Source organism: Kitasatospora sp. McL0602 (assembly GCF_052076145.1).
In the GTDB taxonomy this organism is placed as follows: Bacteria; Actinomycetota; Actinomycetes; order Streptomycetales; family Streptomycetaceae; genus Kitasatospora.
This window is the reverse complement of sequence record NZ_CP197246.1, coordinates 4,778,421-4,796,889: the sequence shown is the minus strand read 5'-3', so window position 1 is coordinate 4,796,889 and position 18,469 is coordinate 4,778,421. Positions and strand designations below refer to the sequence as shown.

The 18,469-nt window shown below is 71.3% G+C and carries 15 protein-coding genes; 6 read left to right on the top strand and 9 right to left on the bottom strand.

From position 1 onward, the window contains the following. Positions 1-244: 244 nt before the first annotated feature. Positions 245-1,900, top strand: coding sequence for an LCP family protein (locus tag ACR68M_RS21995; RefSeq protein WP_441245820.1), 1,656 nt, complete (start codon positions 245-247; stop codon positions 1,898-1,900). Here the strand turns inward: ACR68M_RS21995 and ACR68M_RS21990 are convergent. Further along, positions 1,894-2,547 carry a DapH/DapD/GlmU-related protein gene (locus ACR68M_RS21990; protein ID WP_441245819.1) on the bottom strand — a complete coding sequence of 218 codons (654 nt, stop codon included), beginning with the start codon at positions 2,545-2,547 and terminating at the stop codon, positions 1,894-1,896. The genes ACR68M_RS21995 and ACR68M_RS21990 overlap by 7 nt on opposite strands. A 45-nt stretch (positions 2,548-2,592) precedes the next feature. Then, positions 2,593-3,636: a glycosyltransferase family 2 protein gene (locus tag ACR68M_RS21985; protein ID WP_441245818.1), complete on the bottom strand. Its 1,044-nt coding sequence runs from the start codon at positions 3,634-3,636 to the stop codon at positions 2,593-2,595. A gap of 163 nt (positions 3,637-3,799) precedes the next feature. On the opposite strand from ACR68M_RS21985, the gene ACR68M_RS21980 reads away from it, so the two are divergent. Next, positions 3,800-5,290: an LCP family protein gene (locus tag ACR68M_RS21980; protein WP_441245817.1), complete on the top strand. Its 1,491-nt coding sequence runs from the start codon at positions 3,800-3,802 to the stop codon at positions 5,288-5,290. Between the two features lie 76 nt (positions 5,291-5,366). Here ACR68M_RS21980 and ACR68M_RS21975 read toward each other — a convergent pair whose 3' ends face one another. Continuing rightward, a complete protein-coding gene (locus ACR68M_RS21975) occupies positions 5,367-7,937 on the bottom strand; it encodes an ABC transporter permease (protein WP_441245816.1) in 2,571 nt (856 codons plus the stop codon). A 17-nt stretch (positions 7,938-7,954) separates the two neighbouring features. Then, on the bottom strand, positions 7,955-8,743 hold the full coding sequence (locus ACR68M_RS21970; protein WP_441245815.1) for an ABC transporter ATP-binding protein: 789 nt from the start codon (positions 8,741-8,743) through the stop codon (positions 7,955-7,957). 399 nt (positions 8,744-9,142) lie between these two features. On the opposite strand from ACR68M_RS21970, the gene ACR68M_RS21965 reads away from it, so the two are divergent. Beyond that, positions 9,143-10,447, top strand: coding sequence for an LCP family protein (locus ACR68M_RS21965; RefSeq protein ID WP_441245814.1), 1,305 nt, complete (start codon positions 9,143-9,145; stop codon positions 10,445-10,447). 231 nt (positions 10,448-10,678) lie between these two features. Continuing rightward, positions 10,679-11,146, top strand: a complete 468-nt coding sequence (locus ACR68M_RS21960) for a serine O-acetyltransferase (RefSeq protein ID WP_441245813.1) — start codon at positions 10,679-10,681, stop codon at positions 11,144-11,146. A gap of 17 nt (positions 11,147-11,163) precedes the next feature. Here the strand turns inward: ACR68M_RS21960 and ACR68M_RS21955 are convergent, their stop codons facing one another. Further along, a complete protein-coding gene (locus ACR68M_RS21955) occupies positions 11,164-12,327 on the bottom strand; it encodes an acyl-CoA dehydrogenase family protein (RefSeq protein ID WP_441245812.1) in 1,164 nt (387 codons plus the stop codon). Positions 12,328-12,434: 107 nt separating this feature from the next. Then, positions 12,435-13,556, bottom strand: coding sequence for an LCP family protein (locus tag ACR68M_RS21950; protein WP_441245811.1), 1,122 nt, complete (start codon positions 13,554-13,556; stop codon positions 12,435-12,437). A gap of 147 nt (positions 13,557-13,703) precedes the next feature. Between ACR68M_RS21950 and ACR68M_RS21945 the strand changes: the two genes are divergently transcribed. Beyond that, positions 13,704-15,047 (top strand): UDP-glucose dehydrogenase family protein, encoded by a 1,344-nt coding sequence (locus tag ACR68M_RS21945; RefSeq protein WP_441245810.1) that lies wholly within the window; start codon positions 13,704-13,706, stop codon positions 15,045-15,047. 28 nt (positions 15,048-15,075) lie between these two features. After that, a complete protein-coding gene (locus ACR68M_RS21940) occupies positions 15,076-15,483 on the top strand; it encodes a CoA-binding protein (RefSeq protein WP_441245809.1) in 408 nt (135 codons plus the stop codon). Positions 15,484-15,502: 19 nt separating this feature from the next. Here ACR68M_RS21940 and ACR68M_RS21935 read toward each other — a convergent pair whose 3' ends face one another. From ACR68M_RS21935 to ACR68M_RS21925, 3 genes are read right to left on the bottom strand one after another with little or no spacing between them, the layout of a single operon-like run. Beyond that, positions 15,503-16,681, bottom strand: a complete 1,179-nt coding sequence (locus ACR68M_RS21935; RefSeq protein ID WP_441245808.1) for a dipeptidase — start codon at positions 16,679-16,681, stop codon at positions 15,503-15,505. A 24-nt stretch (positions 16,682-16,705) separates the two neighbouring features. Next, positions 16,706-17,230 carry a 5-(carboxyamino)imidazole ribonucleotide mutase gene (purE, locus tag ACR68M_RS21930; protein ID WP_441245807.1) on the bottom strand — a complete coding sequence of 175 codons (525 nt, stop codon included), beginning with the start codon at positions 17,228-17,230 and terminating at the stop codon, positions 16,706-16,708. Beyond that, entirely contained in the window at positions 17,227-18,345 is a 1,119-nt protein-coding gene (locus ACR68M_RS21925) for a 5-(carboxyamino)imidazole ribonucleotide synthase (protein ID WP_441251680.1), read from the bottom strand. Before ACR68M_RS21925 ends, purE begins: the two co-directional genes overlap by 4 nt. Positions 18,346-18,469 lie beyond the last annotated feature (124 nt).

The following is an 18,469-nucleotide window of genomic DNA, read 5'->3' as shown; positions in this document are numbered from 1 at the left end:
GACAACGACGAGAGTGCGCCCCCCGACCTCCCGAGGCGGGGGGCGCCGTCACATCCGTTGAGTATTTTCTGTGAAGAACGCCAGGGGCTAGGGTGTCCGGGTCATCACCTGGTCATCCAAGCTTCAAACCCTGCACCCCAAATAGTTCTGATTATGTAACAAATTCTGGTGCTCGCCGTGATGTCCGGTAGGTTCCCGGGAGGTGGCCGACGGGGGCCCGATCACGAAAGGCGGCGGAACCGAGATGTCCAACAGCGTCGAATCGATATCCGACGACCAGTCCGCGACCGGCTCCCAGCCGCTCCCCGGCGGTCGAGCGGCGGCACGCAACCAGGCGAAACACGGTAACCGTCGCAAACGCAAGAGCGGCTGGCGGCGCTGGATCAAACCCGTCGCGATCGTCCTCGGCCTGACGCTGGTAGCCGGCTGCGGGGCCGCGTACCTCTACTACCAGCACCTGAACGACAACATCCAGGCCGGTTCGAACAACCTGAGCGACGCGCACGGCGCCAAGACCGCGCCGAACGCCGCCGGGCAGACCCCCCTGAACATCCTGCTGATCGGCACCGACAGCCGTGGCTCCGCCGCCAACGTCGCACTGGGCGGCGACTCCGCCGACGCCAACCGCCCCGGCCTCGCCGACGTGCAGATGCTGGTGCACATCTCCGCCGACCGCACCAACGCCTCGATGATCAGCATCCCGCGCGACACCATGGTGCCGATACCCGCCTGCCACAGCGAGGACAACAAGCAGCAGTTCCCCGCCGTGCAGCGCGCCCAGATCAACGAGGCACTCACGCGCGGCGGCCCCGGCTGCGTCGTCGGCACCTGGATCGGGCTCACCGGCCTGGAGATCGACCACTACATGATGGTCGACTTCAACGGCGTGGTCACCATGGCCGACGCCGTCGGCGGCGTGCCGGTCTGCGTCAACATGAACATGTACGACCGGCAGATCCCCGGCATCGGCGGCACCGGTCTGAAGCTGGCCAAGGGCACCCACTCGATCAAGGGCGAGGACGCGCTCCAGTGGCTGCGGATGCGTGACGCCTGGGGCTCCGACCTCGGCCGCACCCAGGCCCAGCACATGTACCTCAGCTCGCTGATGCGCCAGCTGAAGAGCAGCGGCTCGCTCAGCGACCCGGGCAAGCTGATGGCGCTCGCCGAGGCGGCCACCAAGTCGCTGAGCGTGGACACGAAGCTCAAGGACATCAAGAAGCTCTACGACCTCGGCAACGAGATCAAGGCCGTCCCCGCCGAGCGCACCACCACGCTCACCGTGCCCGTGCTGGAGGACCCGAAGAACAAGGACCGGCTGATCCTCCGTCAGCCCGACACCGGCGACATCTGGAAGCTGGTGCTCGCCGACACCCCGCTGGACAAGAAGGGCGGCGCCTCCACCGGCGCCTCGCCGTCCGCGTCCCCGTCCGCCGGTACGACCGCGGCCGCCGCGCCCATCCGCGAGGTGGCCAAGGACGCCGTCGCCGTCACCGTGCAGAACGGCACCACCGCCCCCGGCCGGGCCGCCGAGGTGAAGAACGCCCTGGTCGGCGCGGGCTTCACCAAGGCGGGCACGATGCCCGGGGGCGGCAGCCACACGACCACCACGCTCACCTACGGCAGCGGCGAACTCAGCCAGGCGCAGGCCGTCGCCACCGCGCTCGGCCTGCCGAGCAGCGCGCTCAAGGAGACGGGCACCAGCAAGACGCTGGCCCTGGTGATCGGCGCGGACTGGCCCAGCGGGGCGGCCTTCCCGGCCTCCGGCGGGGGCGGCGCCACCGCCGGAGCGTCCTCGGCCGCGCCCAGCGGAGTGCCGACCACGGCCTCCGACCTGGACACCGCCGACAACGAGAAGAGCTGCATGAAGGTCAACCCGCAGGGCGGCCGCTACACCTACTGATCGGCGCCGGACACCGGAACTGCACCGAGAGCGAGGGCGAGCACGCCCTCGCTCTCGGTGTACTCCTCGCCGGTGCGCGGGCAGCGCCACCGCCCGCCACCGGCGTCCTCCAAGGGCTCGCCGGCCCGGCCGACCCACTTGATCCGCCGGGCCGGGACACCCGCCACCAGCGCGAAGTCGGGCACGTCGCGGTGCACCACGGCGCCGGCCGCGACCAGCGCCCACCGGCCCACCGTCACCCCCGGGACGAGCACCGCCCGCCCGCCGATCGAGCACCCCTCGCGGAGCGTCACCCCCAGCGCGTGCCAGTCGTCGCCGCGCTTGAGCTTGCCGTCCACATCGACCGAGCGCGGGTAGAGGTCGTTGGTCAGCACCGCAGCCGGGCCGATGAAGACGCCGTCCTCGACCACCGCCGGCTCGTACACCAGCGCGTGGTTCTGCAGCTTCACCCGGTCGCCGATCCGCACCCCGGGCCCGACGTACGCACCCCGCCCGATGATGCAGTCGGCGCCGATCACGGCGTCCTCCCGCACCTGGGCGAGGTGCCACACCGTGCTGCCGACGCCGATCACGGCCCGGTCGTCGACGTCCGCCGTCGACTCGACGCGCACGCCCTGCCGTTCTGACCCACCCTCAGAAATCCCCATGGCGCCGAAGATAGCGGCGGCGGGCCGGAGGCGGGGGCGTAACGCCTACTTCGTCGCGGCGGCGGCGGCCTTCGGGGCGGCGCTGGCGATCACCTTGCGGGCCAGCGAACGGGGTGAGGTCAGGAAGCCGAAACCCCAGCTCAGGTGCATGGTGGCGAGCGCCACCGGCAGCTGCACCAAGGCCTTGGCCGACAGACCCCGGCCCTCGACCAGCGAACCGCCGAGGATGCCGACGAAGTACCCGGCGGGCAGCACGTAGAACGCCGGGTGCACGGCCGCGCCCAGCACCAGCCCGGTCACCACGCCGGCCAGCGCCGCCGGGGGCGCGAGGTAGCGCAGGTTGACCGAGCCACGGTGGTAGCGGGTGACGACGCGGCGCCAGCGGCCGTAGTCCTTGTACTGCTTGGCGAGCGCGCGGACGCTGGGCCTCGGCCGGTACGTCACGCGCAGCTGCGGGGTGAACCAGATCAGGCCGCCGTCCTGCCGGATGCGGTAGTTCAGCTCCCAGTCCTGGGCGCGGATGAACTCCTCGTTGTAGCCGCCGAGCTTCTCCAGCACCTCACGGCGGAAGACGCCGAGGTAGACGGTGTCCGCCGGGCCGGCCAGGCCACCGGTGTGGAAGGAGGCGTTGCCGACGCCGATCTTGGAGGTCATGGCCGCCGCGACGGCCTTCTCCCACTCGGTCTCGCCCTCGGCGTGCATGATGCCGCCGACGTTGGCGGCCTCCATCTCGCCGAGCAGCCGGACGGCCGTGGTGATGTAGCCCGGGGTGAGCAGGCCGTGGCCGTCGACGCGGACCACTATCGGGTGGCGGGAGCCCCTGATCGCGGCGTTCAGCCCGGCGGGCGTGCGGCCGGTCGGGTTGGCCACCGTCCGGACCCTGGGGTCCTCGGCGGTCAGCTCGGCGGCGATCGCGTCCGTACGGTCCGAGGACGGACCGAGCGCGATCACCACCTCCATCTCGCCGGCGTAGTCCTGTTCCAGGATGTGCCGGACAGCAGCGCGCAGGTGACGTTCCTCGTTGAGCACCGGCATGATCACGGAGACCGCCGGCAGCTCCTCAGCAGCCTGGGTGTTCATGGTGTTCATCGGGGCCAACCGTACCGGCGCCCACCTCGGGTTGTCAGGTCCGGGTGGGGTGGGACCGGTGGTGCAGGTGGGGGGATCGGGAGGAGGAACGTTTCGGCGCGGCGCGGGCGTGTCACGGCGCGCCCTTGCGGCCGGGCCCGGGGGCACGCCTACCATCCGATAGATGCCTGCCTCGCCTTCGCAACCGCCCACCGCCTCCCGTCACCGACGCCGCTGGGGCCGGTGGCTGGCGGGCGCGGTCTCCGTCGCGGTGCTGGCCACCTCCTGCGGCGGGTGGGTGGTGCTGAACGGGGTCGACACCTCGATCGACCGGGTCGACGCCTTCGGCGGGGGCGGTGACCGGCCCGCCGACGACGGCTCGACCACCTTCCTGGTCGTCGGCACCGACGAACGCGAGGGCATCCCCGAGGACACCCTCAAGAACGTGCTGCACGCCGGCGGCGAGTCCTGCCACTGCACCGACACCATGATGGTGATCCAGCTGGCGAAGGACGGCGGCCGGGCCACCGTCGTCAGCATCCCGCGCGACTCCTACGTCGCCATCCCCGCCCACCAGGACCCCGCCACCCGCAAGGAGGTGCCCGCCGGGAAGGGCAAGATCAACGCGGCGTACGGCATGGGCGGCGCGGCCCTCACCGTGAAGACCGTCGAGCAGAACACCGGCCTGCGGATCGACCACTACCTCCAGGTCAACTTCCTCAGCTTCGTCTCCACCGTGGACGCGCTCGGCGGCGTCGAGGTCTGCACCAACAAGCCGCTCAAGGACGACTACTCCGGGCTCGACCTGCCCGCCGGCACGACCAGGCTGGACGGGGCCGGGGCGCTCAAGTACGTCCGCGCCCGGCACGTGGACGGCAGCTCGGACCTCGGCCGGATGCACCGCCAGCAGAAGTTCCTGGCCCAGCTCCTGCACCAGGCCACCGGGACGGGGACGCTGCTCAACCCCGGCAAGCTCGGGCGGGTCATGGACAGCGTGCTGAAGTCGGTCAAGGCCGACCAGGACCTGACCTCCGCCGATCTGGTGGCGCTGGCCACCCGGCTCAAGGACCTGTCGGCCGCCAACGCGGACTTCACCACCGTGCCGCTGTCGGACGTCGACTACCAGGTGGCCGGGTGGGGCTCCACCGTCCGGTGGGACGAGGCCGGGGCGAAGGCACTGTTCGACGCCCTGCGGGCCGGCCGGGGGCTCTCCGCCCCGGCGGCTCCGGCGGCCCCGGCGGCGGCTCCCGAGTCTTCGGAAGCAAGTGCAGGGGCGGGCTCGGGTGCGGGGGCGGGCGCTGCGGTGCCGGCCGGGCAGATCCGGGTGCAGGTGCTGAACGGCGCCGGGGTGGTCGGGCTCGGCGCCCGGGTGGACGGCGATCTTCGGCGGGCCGGCTTCGCGACCACCGGGGCGCCGTCCAACGCCGGCGGCGGGAACGCGCCCCGGACGGTGATCCGGTACGACCCCCGGTGGGACGAGTCGGTGAAGACGCTGGCCACCGCGCTGCCGAACGCGCAGCTGGCGCAGGTGCCCGGCCTCGGCCCGACCATGCAGGTCGTCGCGGGGAGCGACTACCTCGGGGTCACGGTGGGGAAGGCCGCGCCCTCGACGACGGCCGCCTCCCCCATCGCGCAGGCTTCGACTGCCACCGGGAGTGAGATCAGCTGTCCGTGAGACAGCACAGAGCCCCACACCCCGGGGAGACCGGGGTGTGGGGCTCTGTGTCATGCGCTCTGTGCTGTGACTACCGTCAGTCGGTGGCGATGGCGGCGAGGACGTTCATCCGGCCTGCGCGGAACGCCGGGAGGAGGGCCGCGAAGAGGCCGACCAGGGCGGAGGCGAGCAGGATGACCGTGATCGTGCCGGTCGGGATGGTCAGGGTGTCGAGGCCCTGACCGGCCAGGACGCGCTGAGCGGTGATGCCCCAGGCGAGACCGAGGCCGGTACCGAGGAGGGCGCCGAAGACGGCGATCACCACGGACTCGAGGCGGATCATCCGGCGGAGCTGGCGGCGGGAGAGGCCGATCGCCCGGAGCAGGCCGATCTCGCGGGTGCGCTCGACCACCGAGAGGGCCAGCGTGTTGACCACCCCGAGGACCGCGACGATGATCGCCAGGCCCAGCAGGCCGTAGATCATGTAGAGCAGGGTGTTGACCTGGCTCTGGATGATCTCCTTGTACCCGGCCTGGTCCTTGACCGTGAGCTGCGGGTAAGCCTCCAGCGACTTCTGCAGGGCGGTGAGCGTCTTCGCCTTGTCGGCGCCGTCCGCCGCCTTGCCGAAGACCGCGCCGTCGCCGGGCATCTGGGCCGCCGGGACGGCCTTGCCGACGGTGTCGATGCCGGTGAAGAAGTTGTTGTCGAAGAGCGAGTTGCCCTGGGTGGTGACCAGGCCGATCGGGAGGGTCTGGGTCATGCCGTGGCCGTAGTCGAGGGAGAGCTTGTCGCCGACCGCGAGGTTGTGCTTGACGGCGAAGTCCTCGGAGACCGAGATGCCGCCGGTGGTGACCGACTCGGTGGTGCCCGTCTTGACGGGCAGCCGGAAGTCGGCCGTGAAGGTCGGCGAGACGGCGGAGACGCCCGTCTCGGTGGTCGCGCCGTCCGGGGTGGTGATGACGGCGGGCAGCAACTTCTGCTCGGTGAGGTGGGCCAGACCCTCGGTGCCCTGGGCCGCCTTGACCATGGCCGGGGTGAGCAGCGAGTTGTTGGCAGAGACGATGTAGTCGGCGCCGACGGACTTGTCGATCTGCGCGCTGGTCGAGCTGACCATCGAGGAGGTGAAGACGGACGCGCCGGTGACCAGGGCCAGGCCGATCATCAGGGCGGCGGCGGTGGCGCCGGTGCGGCGCGGGTTGCGCATCGCGTTGCGCTGGGCCAGCCGGCCGGAGGGGCCGAACAGCTTGGGCAGGACGGCGCCGAGCACCCGGACGACCGTGGTCGCCAGCAGCGGGCCGAGCACCACGAAGCCGATCAGGCTCAGCACCACGCCGTAGCCGAGGTACATGCCGCCGGTGGCGGCCTTGTCGGCGCCGGCCGCCGCGGCGAGCAGTGCCCCGCCGCCCACCGTCAGCGTCAGGCCGATGACGGCACGGATGCGGTTGGCCTTGGCCTCGGCGGGGGTGCCGTGGTCGCGCAGGGCGGCCATCGGGGAGATCCGCCCGGCCCGGCGGGCGGGTATCCAGGCGGCCAGCAGGGTGATGATGACGCCGACCGCGTACCCGGCGACCGGGACGGACCAGCCGATGGTCAGGCTGGCGGCCGTCAGGTTCATCCCGACCGCGCTCATCAGCTGGATCAGCAGCTTGGCCAGGCCGAGCCCGGCGCCGAGGCCGAGCGTCGAGCCGATCACGCCGAGGATCAGCGCCTCGACCAGCACCGAGCGGTTGACCTGTCGGCGGCTGCCGCCGATGGCGCGGAGCAGCCCGAGCTCCCGGGTGCGCTGGGCGACCAGCATGGAGAAGGTGTTGATGATCAGGAAGCCGCCGACCAGCAGGCTGATCCCGGCGAAGCCGAGCATCGCGTACTTCATGAAGTCGAGGAAGGAGCCGACGCCCTTGGCGTTCTCGTCCTTCTGCTCCTGGGCGGTCTTGGCCTGGTAGCCGGTGCCGAGGGCGCTCAGGGCGTCGGCCTTGAGCTGGTCGTTGCTGCGGCTGCCGTCGCCGAAGGCCTCGACGGAGGTGTAGGCGGTGGAGCCGAGCAGGATCTTCTGCGCCGTCTCGGTGTCCATGAAGGCGAGGGCCGCGCCGGGGTTGGTGGTCTTGAAGGTGGCGATGCCGGAGATCGAGAAGTCGTAGCTGCCGCTGTCGGTGATGACGCGCAGGCCGCTGCCGAGGTGGAGACCGGCCTTCTTGACGGTGTCCGCGTCGAGCAGGATCTGCCCGCTGCCCTTGGGGACGGCGCCGGAGGTCAGCTCCAGGGAGTTGCGCGGGGTCTCGACCCAGTTGCCCGTGATGGTCGGGGCTCCGCTGGTCGGGCCGACCTGCTTGTTGGTGGCCGGGTCGACCAGGGTCGCGTCGGTGGTGAAGACCTCGCCGACGGCGGTCTTTACGCCGGGCAGGGCGGCGATCTTCTGGGCGGTGGCGATCGGGACGGAGGCGGGCTTGCCGCCACCCCGGTGGTCGCCCTTGGTGACCTTGTCCTCGGCCGGCTGGACGGAGATGTCGGAGGCGGTGGTGGCGAAGAGCTTGTCGAAGGTGCTGGTCGCGGTGTTGGAGAAGACCAGCGTGCCGGAGACGAAGGCGACCGAGAGCACGATCGCCAGCAGGGAGAGCACCATGCGCCCCTTGTGGGCGAAGAAGCTCCGTAGTGAGGTCTTGAGCAGCATCGGTGTGTGACCCCGTCTCAGCTGGTGCGCTTGCCGTCGAAGCGGCGCATGCGCTCGAGGACGGAGTCGGCGGTCGGGGCATGCATCTCGTCGACGATGACGCCATCGGCGAGGAAGAGCACGCGGTCGGCGTACGAGGCGGCGACGGGGTCGTGGGTGACCATGACGATGGTCTGCTGGAGCTCGTCGACCGAGCGGCGCAGGAAGGTGAGCACCTCGGCGCCGGAGCGGGAGTCGAGGTTACCGGTGGGCTCGTCGCCGAAGATGATCTCGGGGCGGGCCGCCAGGGCGCGGGCCACCGCGACGCGCTGCTGCTGGCCGCCGGAGAGCTGCGTCGGGCGGTGCTTGAGGCGGTCGGCGAGGCCGACCGTCTCGACCACCTGGTCGAGCCAGGCGGCGTCCGGCTTACGGCCCGCTATGTCCATCGGCAGGGTGATGTTCTCCAGCGCGTTCAGCGTGGGGAGCAGGTTGAACGCCTGGAAGATGAACCCGATCTTGTCCCGGCGGAGCTTGGTGAGCTGCTTGTCCTTCAGGCTGGTGATCTCGGTGCCGCCGACCCAGATCTGACCGGCCGAGACGGTGTCGAGACCGGCCAGGCAGTGCATCAGCGTCGACTTGCCCGAGCCGGACGGGCCCATGATCGCGGTGAATCGGCCCCGCTCGATGTCCACGTCCACGGAGTCCAGTGCGGTGACCCGAGTCTCCCCCGCGCCATACGCCTTCGTCACCTGCCGTGCGGAGGCGGCCGGGGTCGCCCGGCCGTCGGGAAGCTGCGGGTCCTGCACGGCTGTCGCTGCCGTCGTCACTGGAATCTCCTCATTGCTGTGGTCCACCCGTTGTGCCCCAGCCTGGCGGAGGACACCTGTCCGGCGACATGGTGCTGACTTCCGTCTTCGACCTGGAGCTAGCCCCACCCTGTGGTGCCGCGGCGGCGGTAGATCGCGCTGCCGGGCCCGGGTCAGTGGGATAAGAACCACGTTAAGAGAGCCCGCCGAACAGATCGTCATCCGCCGGGAGGAAGCGAGCCAACGGTAGATGTACGGGATCGGGGTCCGTCCCCCTAGGGGTTCGGCGACGCGGGCTCAGGGGCGGCCGTCCGGAAGTAGCTGCGGAACCGTCCGTCCCGTGCATCAAAACTGCTACAAGGGCACCGGTGAGGCCCCCCGCCGCAGTTCGACCGGCCGGTTTGGGGCATCCTTCCCCACATGAACACGTGGCAGGAGGGCCGCCCGAGCGGCGGCGGCAGCTCGTACCCTGGCGGTCCCCAGTACGGTGGCCAGCCCGGCCCGCAGTACGGCAACGGCGCCGAGCCGCCGCTGCCCCCCGGCCTGAACCCGCGCGGTCCGGGCGCCGGTGGGCCGCGCCGCCCCGCCGGCCCCCCGGCGCAGCAGGCCCAGCCGACCCGGCAGCCACAGCCGCAGCCGGGCGGCCCCGGCCACCCCAACCGTCCGGGAGGCCCCGGCGGCCCCGGCGGCCCCGGTGCGCCGATACGCCCGGCGCGGCCCGCCGGGCGGTCGCGCTGGCCGCGCCGCCGGATCATCAAGGTGTCGGCGCTCGCGCTGGTCTCCGCGCTGCTGGTGACGGCGGTCGGCACGTACTTCTGGGCCGACGGGAAGCTCAACCACGAGAACGTGCTCGCCTCGTACCCGGGCAAGCCCGCGGCCGGGAAGGGCACCAACTGGCTGATCGTCGGCTCGGACAGCCGGGACGGCCTGACCGACGGCGAGAAGGACTCGCTGCACACCGGCTCCGACTCGGGCAAGCGCAGCGACTCGATGATGGTCCTGCACATCGGGGACGGCGGGAACACCCTGATGAGCATCCCGCGTGACTCCTGGGTGCCCATCCCGGCGCACCAGAACACCAACGGCAGCGGGAAGACCGTCCCCGCCACCACCTCGAAGATCAACGCGGCGTTCAACAACGGCGGCGGCAAGCTGCTGGTGCAGACGATCGAGAGCAACACGGGCATCCACATCGACCACTACGCGGAGATCGGCTTCGCCGGCTTCGTCGGCATCGTGGACTCGGTCGGCGGCGTGGACATGTGCATCGACAAGGACATCTCCGACAAGGACTCGGGGCTCAACCTCAAGGCCGGGTGCCAGACGCTGAACGGCGCGCAGTCGCTCGCCTTCGTCCGCGAGCGGCACCAGCAGGCCGACCAGGACCTCGGCCGGATGCGCAACCAGCAGAAGTTCCTGAGCGCCCTCGCCAAGCAGGCGGCCTCCCCCGCCACCGTGCTGAACCCGTTCACCCTCTACCCGCTGATCAGCTCGGGCCTGGGCACCCTGATCGTGGACGACGACGCGGGGCTGACCGACCTGGGCTCGCTCTTCATGGCGATGAAGTCCGTCACCGGCGGCAGTGGCAAGAGCATCACGGTGCCGATCGGCAACGCCGACTTCCGCACCTCGACGGGCGAGTCCGCCGTCAAGTGGGACCAGGCGAAGGCGAAGGCGGTCTTCGACGCGATCAAGAACGACACCCCCGTCCCCGACAGCAAGTGACGACCGCCCCGGGAGAGTGAGGTCGTACGCCCGTCCGGCGCAGCTTGCGCGCCGTCACCGTGCGCCTCCCACGCGTTCGGCACTCCGGGGGCGCACGCTGGTCCAGGAGTGGCAGTGGTTGGCCGGTCGACGGCCCCGGGGCATGAGCCCCGGGGCCGTCGGCGTCCGGACGGCGGGAACAGCGGGTGTCACTGACGCACCGTCAGCGACGGTGCCGCCACAATGTGCTGCATGTCTCTGGTGACGTCCCTGATCTACCGTCGGCGCCATCCGCTGTTCGGGCGGCTGGTGCAGGAGGCCCTGGCGCTGTACGGCATGGAGGTGCCGGCGGCGGTGGAGGTCGGGCCGGGGCTGACGGTGTTCCACCGCGGCTTCGGGACGGTGCTGCACCCGTACACCACGCTCGGGGCCGACGTGACGCTCTACAACGGGGTGACGATCGGCCGGGCCGATCCGTGGGTGCCGCAGCAGCAGAGCCCGATGCGCAGGGTGGTGCTGGAGGACGGGGTGGTGGTGTGCGCGGGCGCGCGGATCATCTGCGGGGCGGGCACGCTGACCGTCGGCGCCGGGACGATCGTCGGGGCCAACGCGGTGCTCAACCGCTCGACCGGGGCCGGGGAGATCTGGGCCGGGGTGCCGGCCCGGCTGGTGGGACAGCGGAGCCCCCTGGCCGAGGTGTCGACCAGGGGGCTCAACTAGCAAGCAGGTGGGGCAGGTTACGGCAGGTTGCGCGACATCACGATGCGCTGGATCTGGTTGGTGCCCTCGTAGATCTGGGTGATCTTGGCGTCCCGCATCATCCGCTCCAGCGGGTAGTCGCGGGTGTAGCCGTAGCCGCCGAGCAGCTGGACGGCGTCGACCGTGATCTCCATCGCGGCGTCCGAGGCGAAGCACTTGGCGGCGGCACCGAAGAAGGTGAGGTCGCTGTCGACGCGCTGGGACTTGGCGGCGGCGGCGTAGGTGAGCTGGCGGGCCGCCTCCAGCTTCATGGCCATGTCGGCGAGCATGAACTGGATGCCCTGGAAGTCGCCGATCGGCTTGCCGAACTGCTTGCGCTCCTGGACGTAGCCCTTGGCGTAGTCCAGCGCGCCCTGGGCGATGCCGATCGCCTGGGCGGCGATGGTGACGCGGGTGTGGTCCAGCGTCTTCATCGCGGTGGCGAAGCCGGTGCCCTCGGCACCGATCATGCGGTCGGCCGGGATGCGGACGTTGTCGAAGTAGACCTCGCGGGTCGGCGAGCCCTTGATGCCGAGCTTCTTCTCCGGCGCACCGAAGGAGACGCCCTCGTCGCTCTTCTCGACCACGAACGCCGAGATGCCCTTGGAGCGCAGCGTCGGGTCCGTCACGGCGAGCACCGTGTAGAACTCCGAGACGCCCGCGTTGGTGATCCAGCGCTTCACGCCGTTGAGCACCCAGAAGTCGCCGTCACGCACCGCGCGGGTCTTCATCCCGGCGGCGTCCGAGCCCGCGTCCGGCTCGGAGAGGCAGTACGAGAACATGCCCTCGCCACGGGCCAGCGCGCCCAGGTACTTCGCCTTCAGCTCCTCGGAGCCGGAGAGCTGCACCGGCAGCGAGCCGAGCTTGTTGACGGCCGGGATCAGCGAGGAGGAGGCGCAGACCCGCGCGATCTCCTCGATCACGATGACGGTCGCCAGCGCGTCGGCCCCGGCGCCGCCGTACTCCTCGGGCACGTGCACCGCGTGCAGGTCGTTGGCCTGCAGCGCGTCCAGTGCCTCCTGCGGGAAGCGACCCTGCTCGTCGACCTCGGCCGCGAACGGGGCGATCTTCGCCTCGGCCAGCGACCGGACGGCCTCGCGGAGCATGTCGTGCTCCTCGGTGAGCCGGAAGAGGTCGAAGTCCGCTCCTGAGGTGCCCGCCATAATTGCTCGCCCCTAATCGCCGTGTAACTCAGTTAATTACCGTTAAGTAGATCCTAATTCTAGGGTTACGCCCTGCCTACCCCGTACGTGACATGCGCGACACCCCATTACCGGACACTGTCGCCCAAGGTGTCCGCCGTCGAGCGGTGCGCAGCGAGGTAGTCGCCCATCCGGTCGTTCCGGATCGCCTCCCAGAGCGGCGCGGCCCCCGCCCGGTCCAGCAGCACCACGTCCTGCCCGCCGATCGAGTCGAAGCCGCCGAACGGCGCGTTCAGGAACGACACGTCGTCCGTGCGCAGCCCGCGCAGGCTCCAGGCCAGGTCGTAGAGGTCGGAGTTGCTGAGCCTGCTGTCCACGCTCACCACGTCGCCGACCGACTGCAGCAGCCCGCCGAGCCGGCTCGGGCTGCCCAGCGTGCCCGAGCTGAGGGTCTGCTTCATCAGGGCCCGCAGGAAGTTCTGCTGACGCTTCGTCCGGTCCAGGTCGCCGTTGGGCAGACCGTGCCGTTCGCGGACGTACAGCAGCGCGTCCGCACCGCCCAGGTGGTACGAGCCGGCGTCCCACTCCCGGGCGCCGCCGACCGCCGGGATGGTCTTCGGGACGGTGATGTCCACACCGCCGACCGCGTCGGTGAGCGCGGTGAAGCCGTTCCAGTCGATCACCGCGACGTGGTCGATCCGGATGCCGGTCAGATCCTGCACGGTCTGCGTCATCAGCGCCGGACCGCCCCAGGAGTACGCGGCGTTGATCTTCGCCTTGCCGTGGCCCGGGATGTCGACCCAGGTGTCCCGGGCGATCGAGACAACCGAGACGCTCTTCCGGTCCGCCGAGAGGTGCATCAGCATCATGGTGTCGCTGCGGGCCGCGCCGTACTGCCAGGCCGGGCCCTTGGCGCTCAGGCCGGTGGTCGGCACGTCCGACCGGGCGTCCAGGCCGACCAGCAGGAAGGTCTGGCCGCTGTGCGGCACCGGCGGGGGCTGCGCCGACTCGGGGACGGACGGGAAGGCGTCCGGGATCCGCGCGACGGAGGACGCGTAGTGGTCGGCCGTCCAGTACACCGCACCGACCGCACCGGCGAACAGCGCCAGCAGCGCCACCAGCGACCAGAGCAGCACCCGGCGGCCACGCCGCCTGCGCCGTAACGCGTCCGCGTCCGCCGCCGCCTCGGCCTCCCCGTCGGCGTCGGGCTCCGCGTCGGGCTCCTCCGTGGTGCCGTCCTTCTCGTCCATCCGGGCATTGTCCCGTCGATCCCCCCGATTGCACCCCCGCCGTCCGGAAACGCCTCGGCTTCGCCCCCCTCGCACCGGCGGATACCATCGGTCCCTGTACCAGGCCGGGGACTGCCCGGCCCGGGTGAACGGACTGAGGGGTAGCACGTGTCCCTGCGTATCACCGTGATCGGCACCGGCTACCTCGGCGCGACCCACGCCGCCTGCATGGCGGAGCTCGGCCACGACGTGCTCGGCGTGGACATCGACCCGGAGAAGATCGCCACGCTGGCGGCCGGGCAGGTGCCGATGTACGAGCCCGGACTCGCCGAGCTGCTGGTCAAGCACACCACCGGGCACGAGGGATCGACCGGCCGGCTGCGCTTCACCTCCTCCTACCAGGAGGCCGCCGAATTCGGCGACGTGCACTTCATCTGCGTCAACACCCCGCAGAAGAAGGGCGAGTTCGCGGCCGACATGTCGTACGTCGACACCGCCCTCGACTCGCTCGCGCCGTACCTGACGCGGGCGACGCTGGTCGTCGGCAAGTCGACCGTCCCGGTCGGCAGTGCGAGCCGGCTCGCCGAGCGGCTCGCCGAGACCGCACCGGCCGGTGCCGCCGCCGAGCTGGCCTGGAACCCGGAGTTCCTCCGCGAGGGCTACGCCGTCGGCGACACCCTGCACCCCGACCGGCTGGTCGTCGGCGTCCGGGGCGGGCGCGCCGAGCAGCTGCTGCGCGAGGTGTACGCGACGCCGATCGCCGAGGGCGTGCCGTTCGTCGTCACCGACTACCCCACCTCCGAGCTGGTCAAGGCCGCCGCCAACTCCTTCCTCGCCACCAAGATCTCGTTCATCAACGCGATGGCCGAGGTCTGCGAGAGCGCGGGCGCGGACGTCAGCCAGCTGAGCGAGGCCCTCGCCTACGACGAGCGGATCGGCGGCAAGTTCCTCCAGGCCGGGCTCGGCTTCGGCGGCGGCTGCCTGCCCAAGGACATCCGGGCCTTCATGGCCCGCGCGGGCGAGCTCGGCGCCGACCAGGCCCTCACCTTCCTGCGCGAGGTCGACTCGATCAACATGCGGCGCCGCTCGCGGATGGTCGAGTTGGCCCGCGAGCAGTGCGGCGGCGGCTTCCTCGGCCGCCGGGTCGCCGTGCTCGGCGCCGCCTTCAAGCCGAACTCCGACGACATCCGGGACTCCCCCGCGCTCAACGTCGCCGCGCAGATCCAGCTCCAGGGCGCCCAGGTCTCGGTCTACGACCCCAAGGCGATGGACAACGCCCGCAAGATGTTCCCCTCGCTCACCTACTCCGCCTCGCCGCTGGAGGCCGCGGAGGGCGCCCACGTGGTGCTGCACCTGACCGAGTGGCAGGAGTTCCGCGAGCTCGACCCGGAGGCGGTCGGCGCCGTCGTCGCCGAGCGGCGGCTGCTGGACGGGCGCAACGTGCTCGACGTCGCCCGCTGGCGGGCCGCCGGGTGGACGTACCGCGCGATGGGGCGCCCCACGGCGGAATGACGCCGTGCGCCGGGCTGTTGTCGTCTCCATGACCTACGGAGACGACGCGACAGTCCGGCGCATCCTCAAGGACACCGGAGACACCTGGGCCGTGGTCGGCCTGTCCACCAACACCGCGCGCGCCGCGTACGGGGTCGCCCGGGTGCTCCAGCGGGCCGGCAAGCGGGTGGTGCCGGTGCACCCCCACGCCGAGACCGTCCTCGGCGAGCAGGGGTACGCCACCCTCGCCGAGATCCCGTTCCAGGTCGACGTCGTGGACGTCTTCGTGAACTCCTCGCTGGCCGGCGCAGTCGCCGACCAGGCGGTCGAGGCCGGGGCGAAGGCCGTCTGGTTCCAGCTCGGCGTGGTCGACGAGCCCGCCTACGCCCGGACGCGGGCGGCGGGGCTGGACATGGTCATGGACAAGTGCCCGGCGATCGAGCTCCCGCTCCTCTGACGGGTCGCCCCCTCGGGCGCTACTTCAGCGTCATCAGGGACGGGCGGCGCGTCTGCCGGAGGTCCGCCGCGACCAGTTCGGCGTCGCGGAGGACCCGGACGGCGTTGTGCCAGGTGAGCTTGGCGAGGTCGGCCTCGGTCCAGCCCCGGTGGAGGAGTTCGGCGAGCAGGTTCGGGTAGCCGGAGACGTCGTCCAGGCCGTCGGGGGTGAAGGCGGTGCCGTCGAAGTCGCCGCCGATGCCGAGGTGGTCGATGCCGGCCAGCTGCCGCATGTGGTCGAGGTGGTCGGCGACGGTGGCGGCGGTGGCGTGCGGGCGGGGGTGGACGGCCTCGAAGGCGCGGTGGCAGGCCATCGCGGCGGGGGTGGTGTCCAGCGGGTGGAAGTCGTGCGCCCGCATGTTGTCGTCGGCCGCCGCCGTCCACTCGACCGCGGCGGGCAGGATGAACTTCGGCACGAAGGTGACCATCGCGACGCCGCCGTTGGCGGGCAGGGCGGCGAGCACGTCGTCGGGGATGTTGCGCGGGTGGTCGCAGACGCCCCGGGCCGAGGAGTGCGAGAAGATCACCGGCGCCTCGGTGACCCGCAGGGCGTCCCGCATGGTGTCGGCCGAGACGTGGGAGAGGTCGACCAGCATGCCGAGCCGGTTCATCTCCCGGACGACCTCCTCGCCGAAGGCGTTCAGCCCGCCCAGCACCGGCTTGTCGGTCGCGGAGTCGGCCCACGGCACGTTGTCGTTGTGGGTGAGCGTCATGTAACGGACGCCCAGCTGGTGCAGCGCCCGCAGGGTGGCCAGCGAGGAGTTGATGCTGTGGCCGCCCTCGGCGCCCATCAGGGAGGCGATCCGGCCCTCGGCGCGGGCGGTCTCCATGTCGTCGGCCGTGAAGGCCAGCCGCAGCTCGTCCGGGTAACGCTCGGTCAGCGCCCGGACGAAGTCGATCTGTTCGAGCGTCGCACTGACGGCCTGGTCGCCCGCGTAGTCGGAGCGGACGAAGACCGACCAGAACTGCGCGCCGACCCCGCCCGCGCGCAGGCGGGCGAGGTCGGTGTGCAGGCTCGCGCTCTGGTCGGCGGCGAGGTCGAGGGCGTCCAGGTCGTAGCCGGCCTGGGCCCGCATCGCCCACGGGAGGTCGTTGTGGCCGTCCACCACAGGGGTGTCGCGGAGGACGGCACGGGCCCGGTCGAGCAGTTCAGGAGTCATGACTCCCGTTCTACCGCCTGCGGGCTACTTCCCGAAGCCGAAGGAGGGAGAGCCCGCGACCTTCGCGCGGAGCTTCTTGCCCTTCTCGGTGGCCTGGTTGTTCAGCTCGGCCTGGAACTCGACCATGCGCTCGGCGAGTTCGGTGTCGAAGGCGGCCAGCATCCGGACGGCCAGCAGGCCGGCGTTGCGGGCCCCGGCGATCGACACGGTGGCGACCGGCACCCCGGCGGGCATCTGGACGATCGACATCAGGCTGTCCATGCCGTCCAGGTAGCGCAGCGGCACCGGCACGCCGATGACCGGCAGCGGCGTCACCGAGGCCAGCATGCCCGGCAGGTGGGCCGCGCCGCCCGCACCCGCGATGATCGCCTTCAGGCCGCGCGCGTGCGCCTGCTCGCCGTACGTGACCATCTCGCGCGCCATCCGGTGCGCGGAGACGACGTCCACCTCGTACGGGATCTCGAACTCGTCGAGCGCCTGGGCGGCGGCCTCCATGACCGGCCAGTCGGAGTCCGAGCCCATGACGATGCCGACAACGGGTGCAGTCATTCGGTGATCGTTCCTCGCAGGTAGGCGGCCGCGTGGCGGGCGCGCTCGCGGACGTCTTCGAGGTCGTCCCCGAAGACGTTGACGTGGCCGACCTTGCGGCCGGGCTTCACGTCCTTCCCGTACATGTGGATGCGCAGGCCCGGGTCACGGGCCATGCAGTGTAGGAAGGCGTGGTACATGTCCGGGTAGTCGCCGCCGAGGACGTTGACCATCACGGTCCACTTCGCGCGCGGGCGCGGGTCGCCGAGCGGGAGGTCGAGGACGGCCCGGAGGTGGTTCTCGAACTGCGAGGTGACAGCGCCGTCCTGCGTCCAGTGGCCGGAGTTGTGCGGGCGCATGGCCAGCTCGTTGACCAGGATGCGGCCGTCCCGGGTCTGGAACAGCTCGACGGCAAGGTGGCCGGTGATGTCCAGCTCGCCCGCGATCCGCAGCGCGAGGGCCTGCGCCTCGGCGCCGAGCGACGGAGCCAGCTCGGGGGCGGGCGCGGTGACCTCGGCGCAGACGCCGTTCTCCTGGACGCTCTCCACCACCGGGTACGCGACGGCCTGGCCGCTGGGCGAGCGGACCACGTTCGCGGCCAGCTCGCGCAGGAAGTCGACCTTCTCCTCGGCCAGCACCTGCACGCCCGCAAGGAAGGGCGCGTGCGCCTCGGACTCGTCGTCGACGACCCAGACGCCCTTGCCGTCGTACCCGCCACGGACGGTCTTCAGGACGACCGGGTAGCCGTCGCCCTCGTTCGCGAACGCCGTCACGTCGGCCGGGTCGGTGACCAGGCGGTGGCGCGGGCAGGGCGCGCCGATCGAGTCCAGCTTGGCCCGCATGACGCCCTTGTCCTGGGCGTTCACCAGCGCGTCCGGCCCGGGGCGGACGGCGATGCCCTCGGCCTGGAGCGCGCGCAGGTGGTCGGTCGGGACGTGCTCGTGGTCGAAGGTGATCACGTCGCAGTCGGCCGCGAAGCGCCGCAGTGTGTCGAGGTCCCGGTAGTCACCGAGCACGACGTCGGAGACGACCTGCGAGGCCGAGTCCTGGGGGGTGTCGGCGAGAAGCTTGAACCGGACGCCCAGCGGGATGCCCGCCTGGTGCGCCATGCGGGCAAGCTGCCCGCCGCCGATCATGCCCACCACTGGAAAATTTGCCTTGCCCGGGAAAGTCACGCTGACCAGGATATCCGGGCCGGTGGGGGCGGTGCGCCGATGGTGCCTGGGCGGCCCGGTGGGCCCCTGCGCGCCTGTGGGCCCC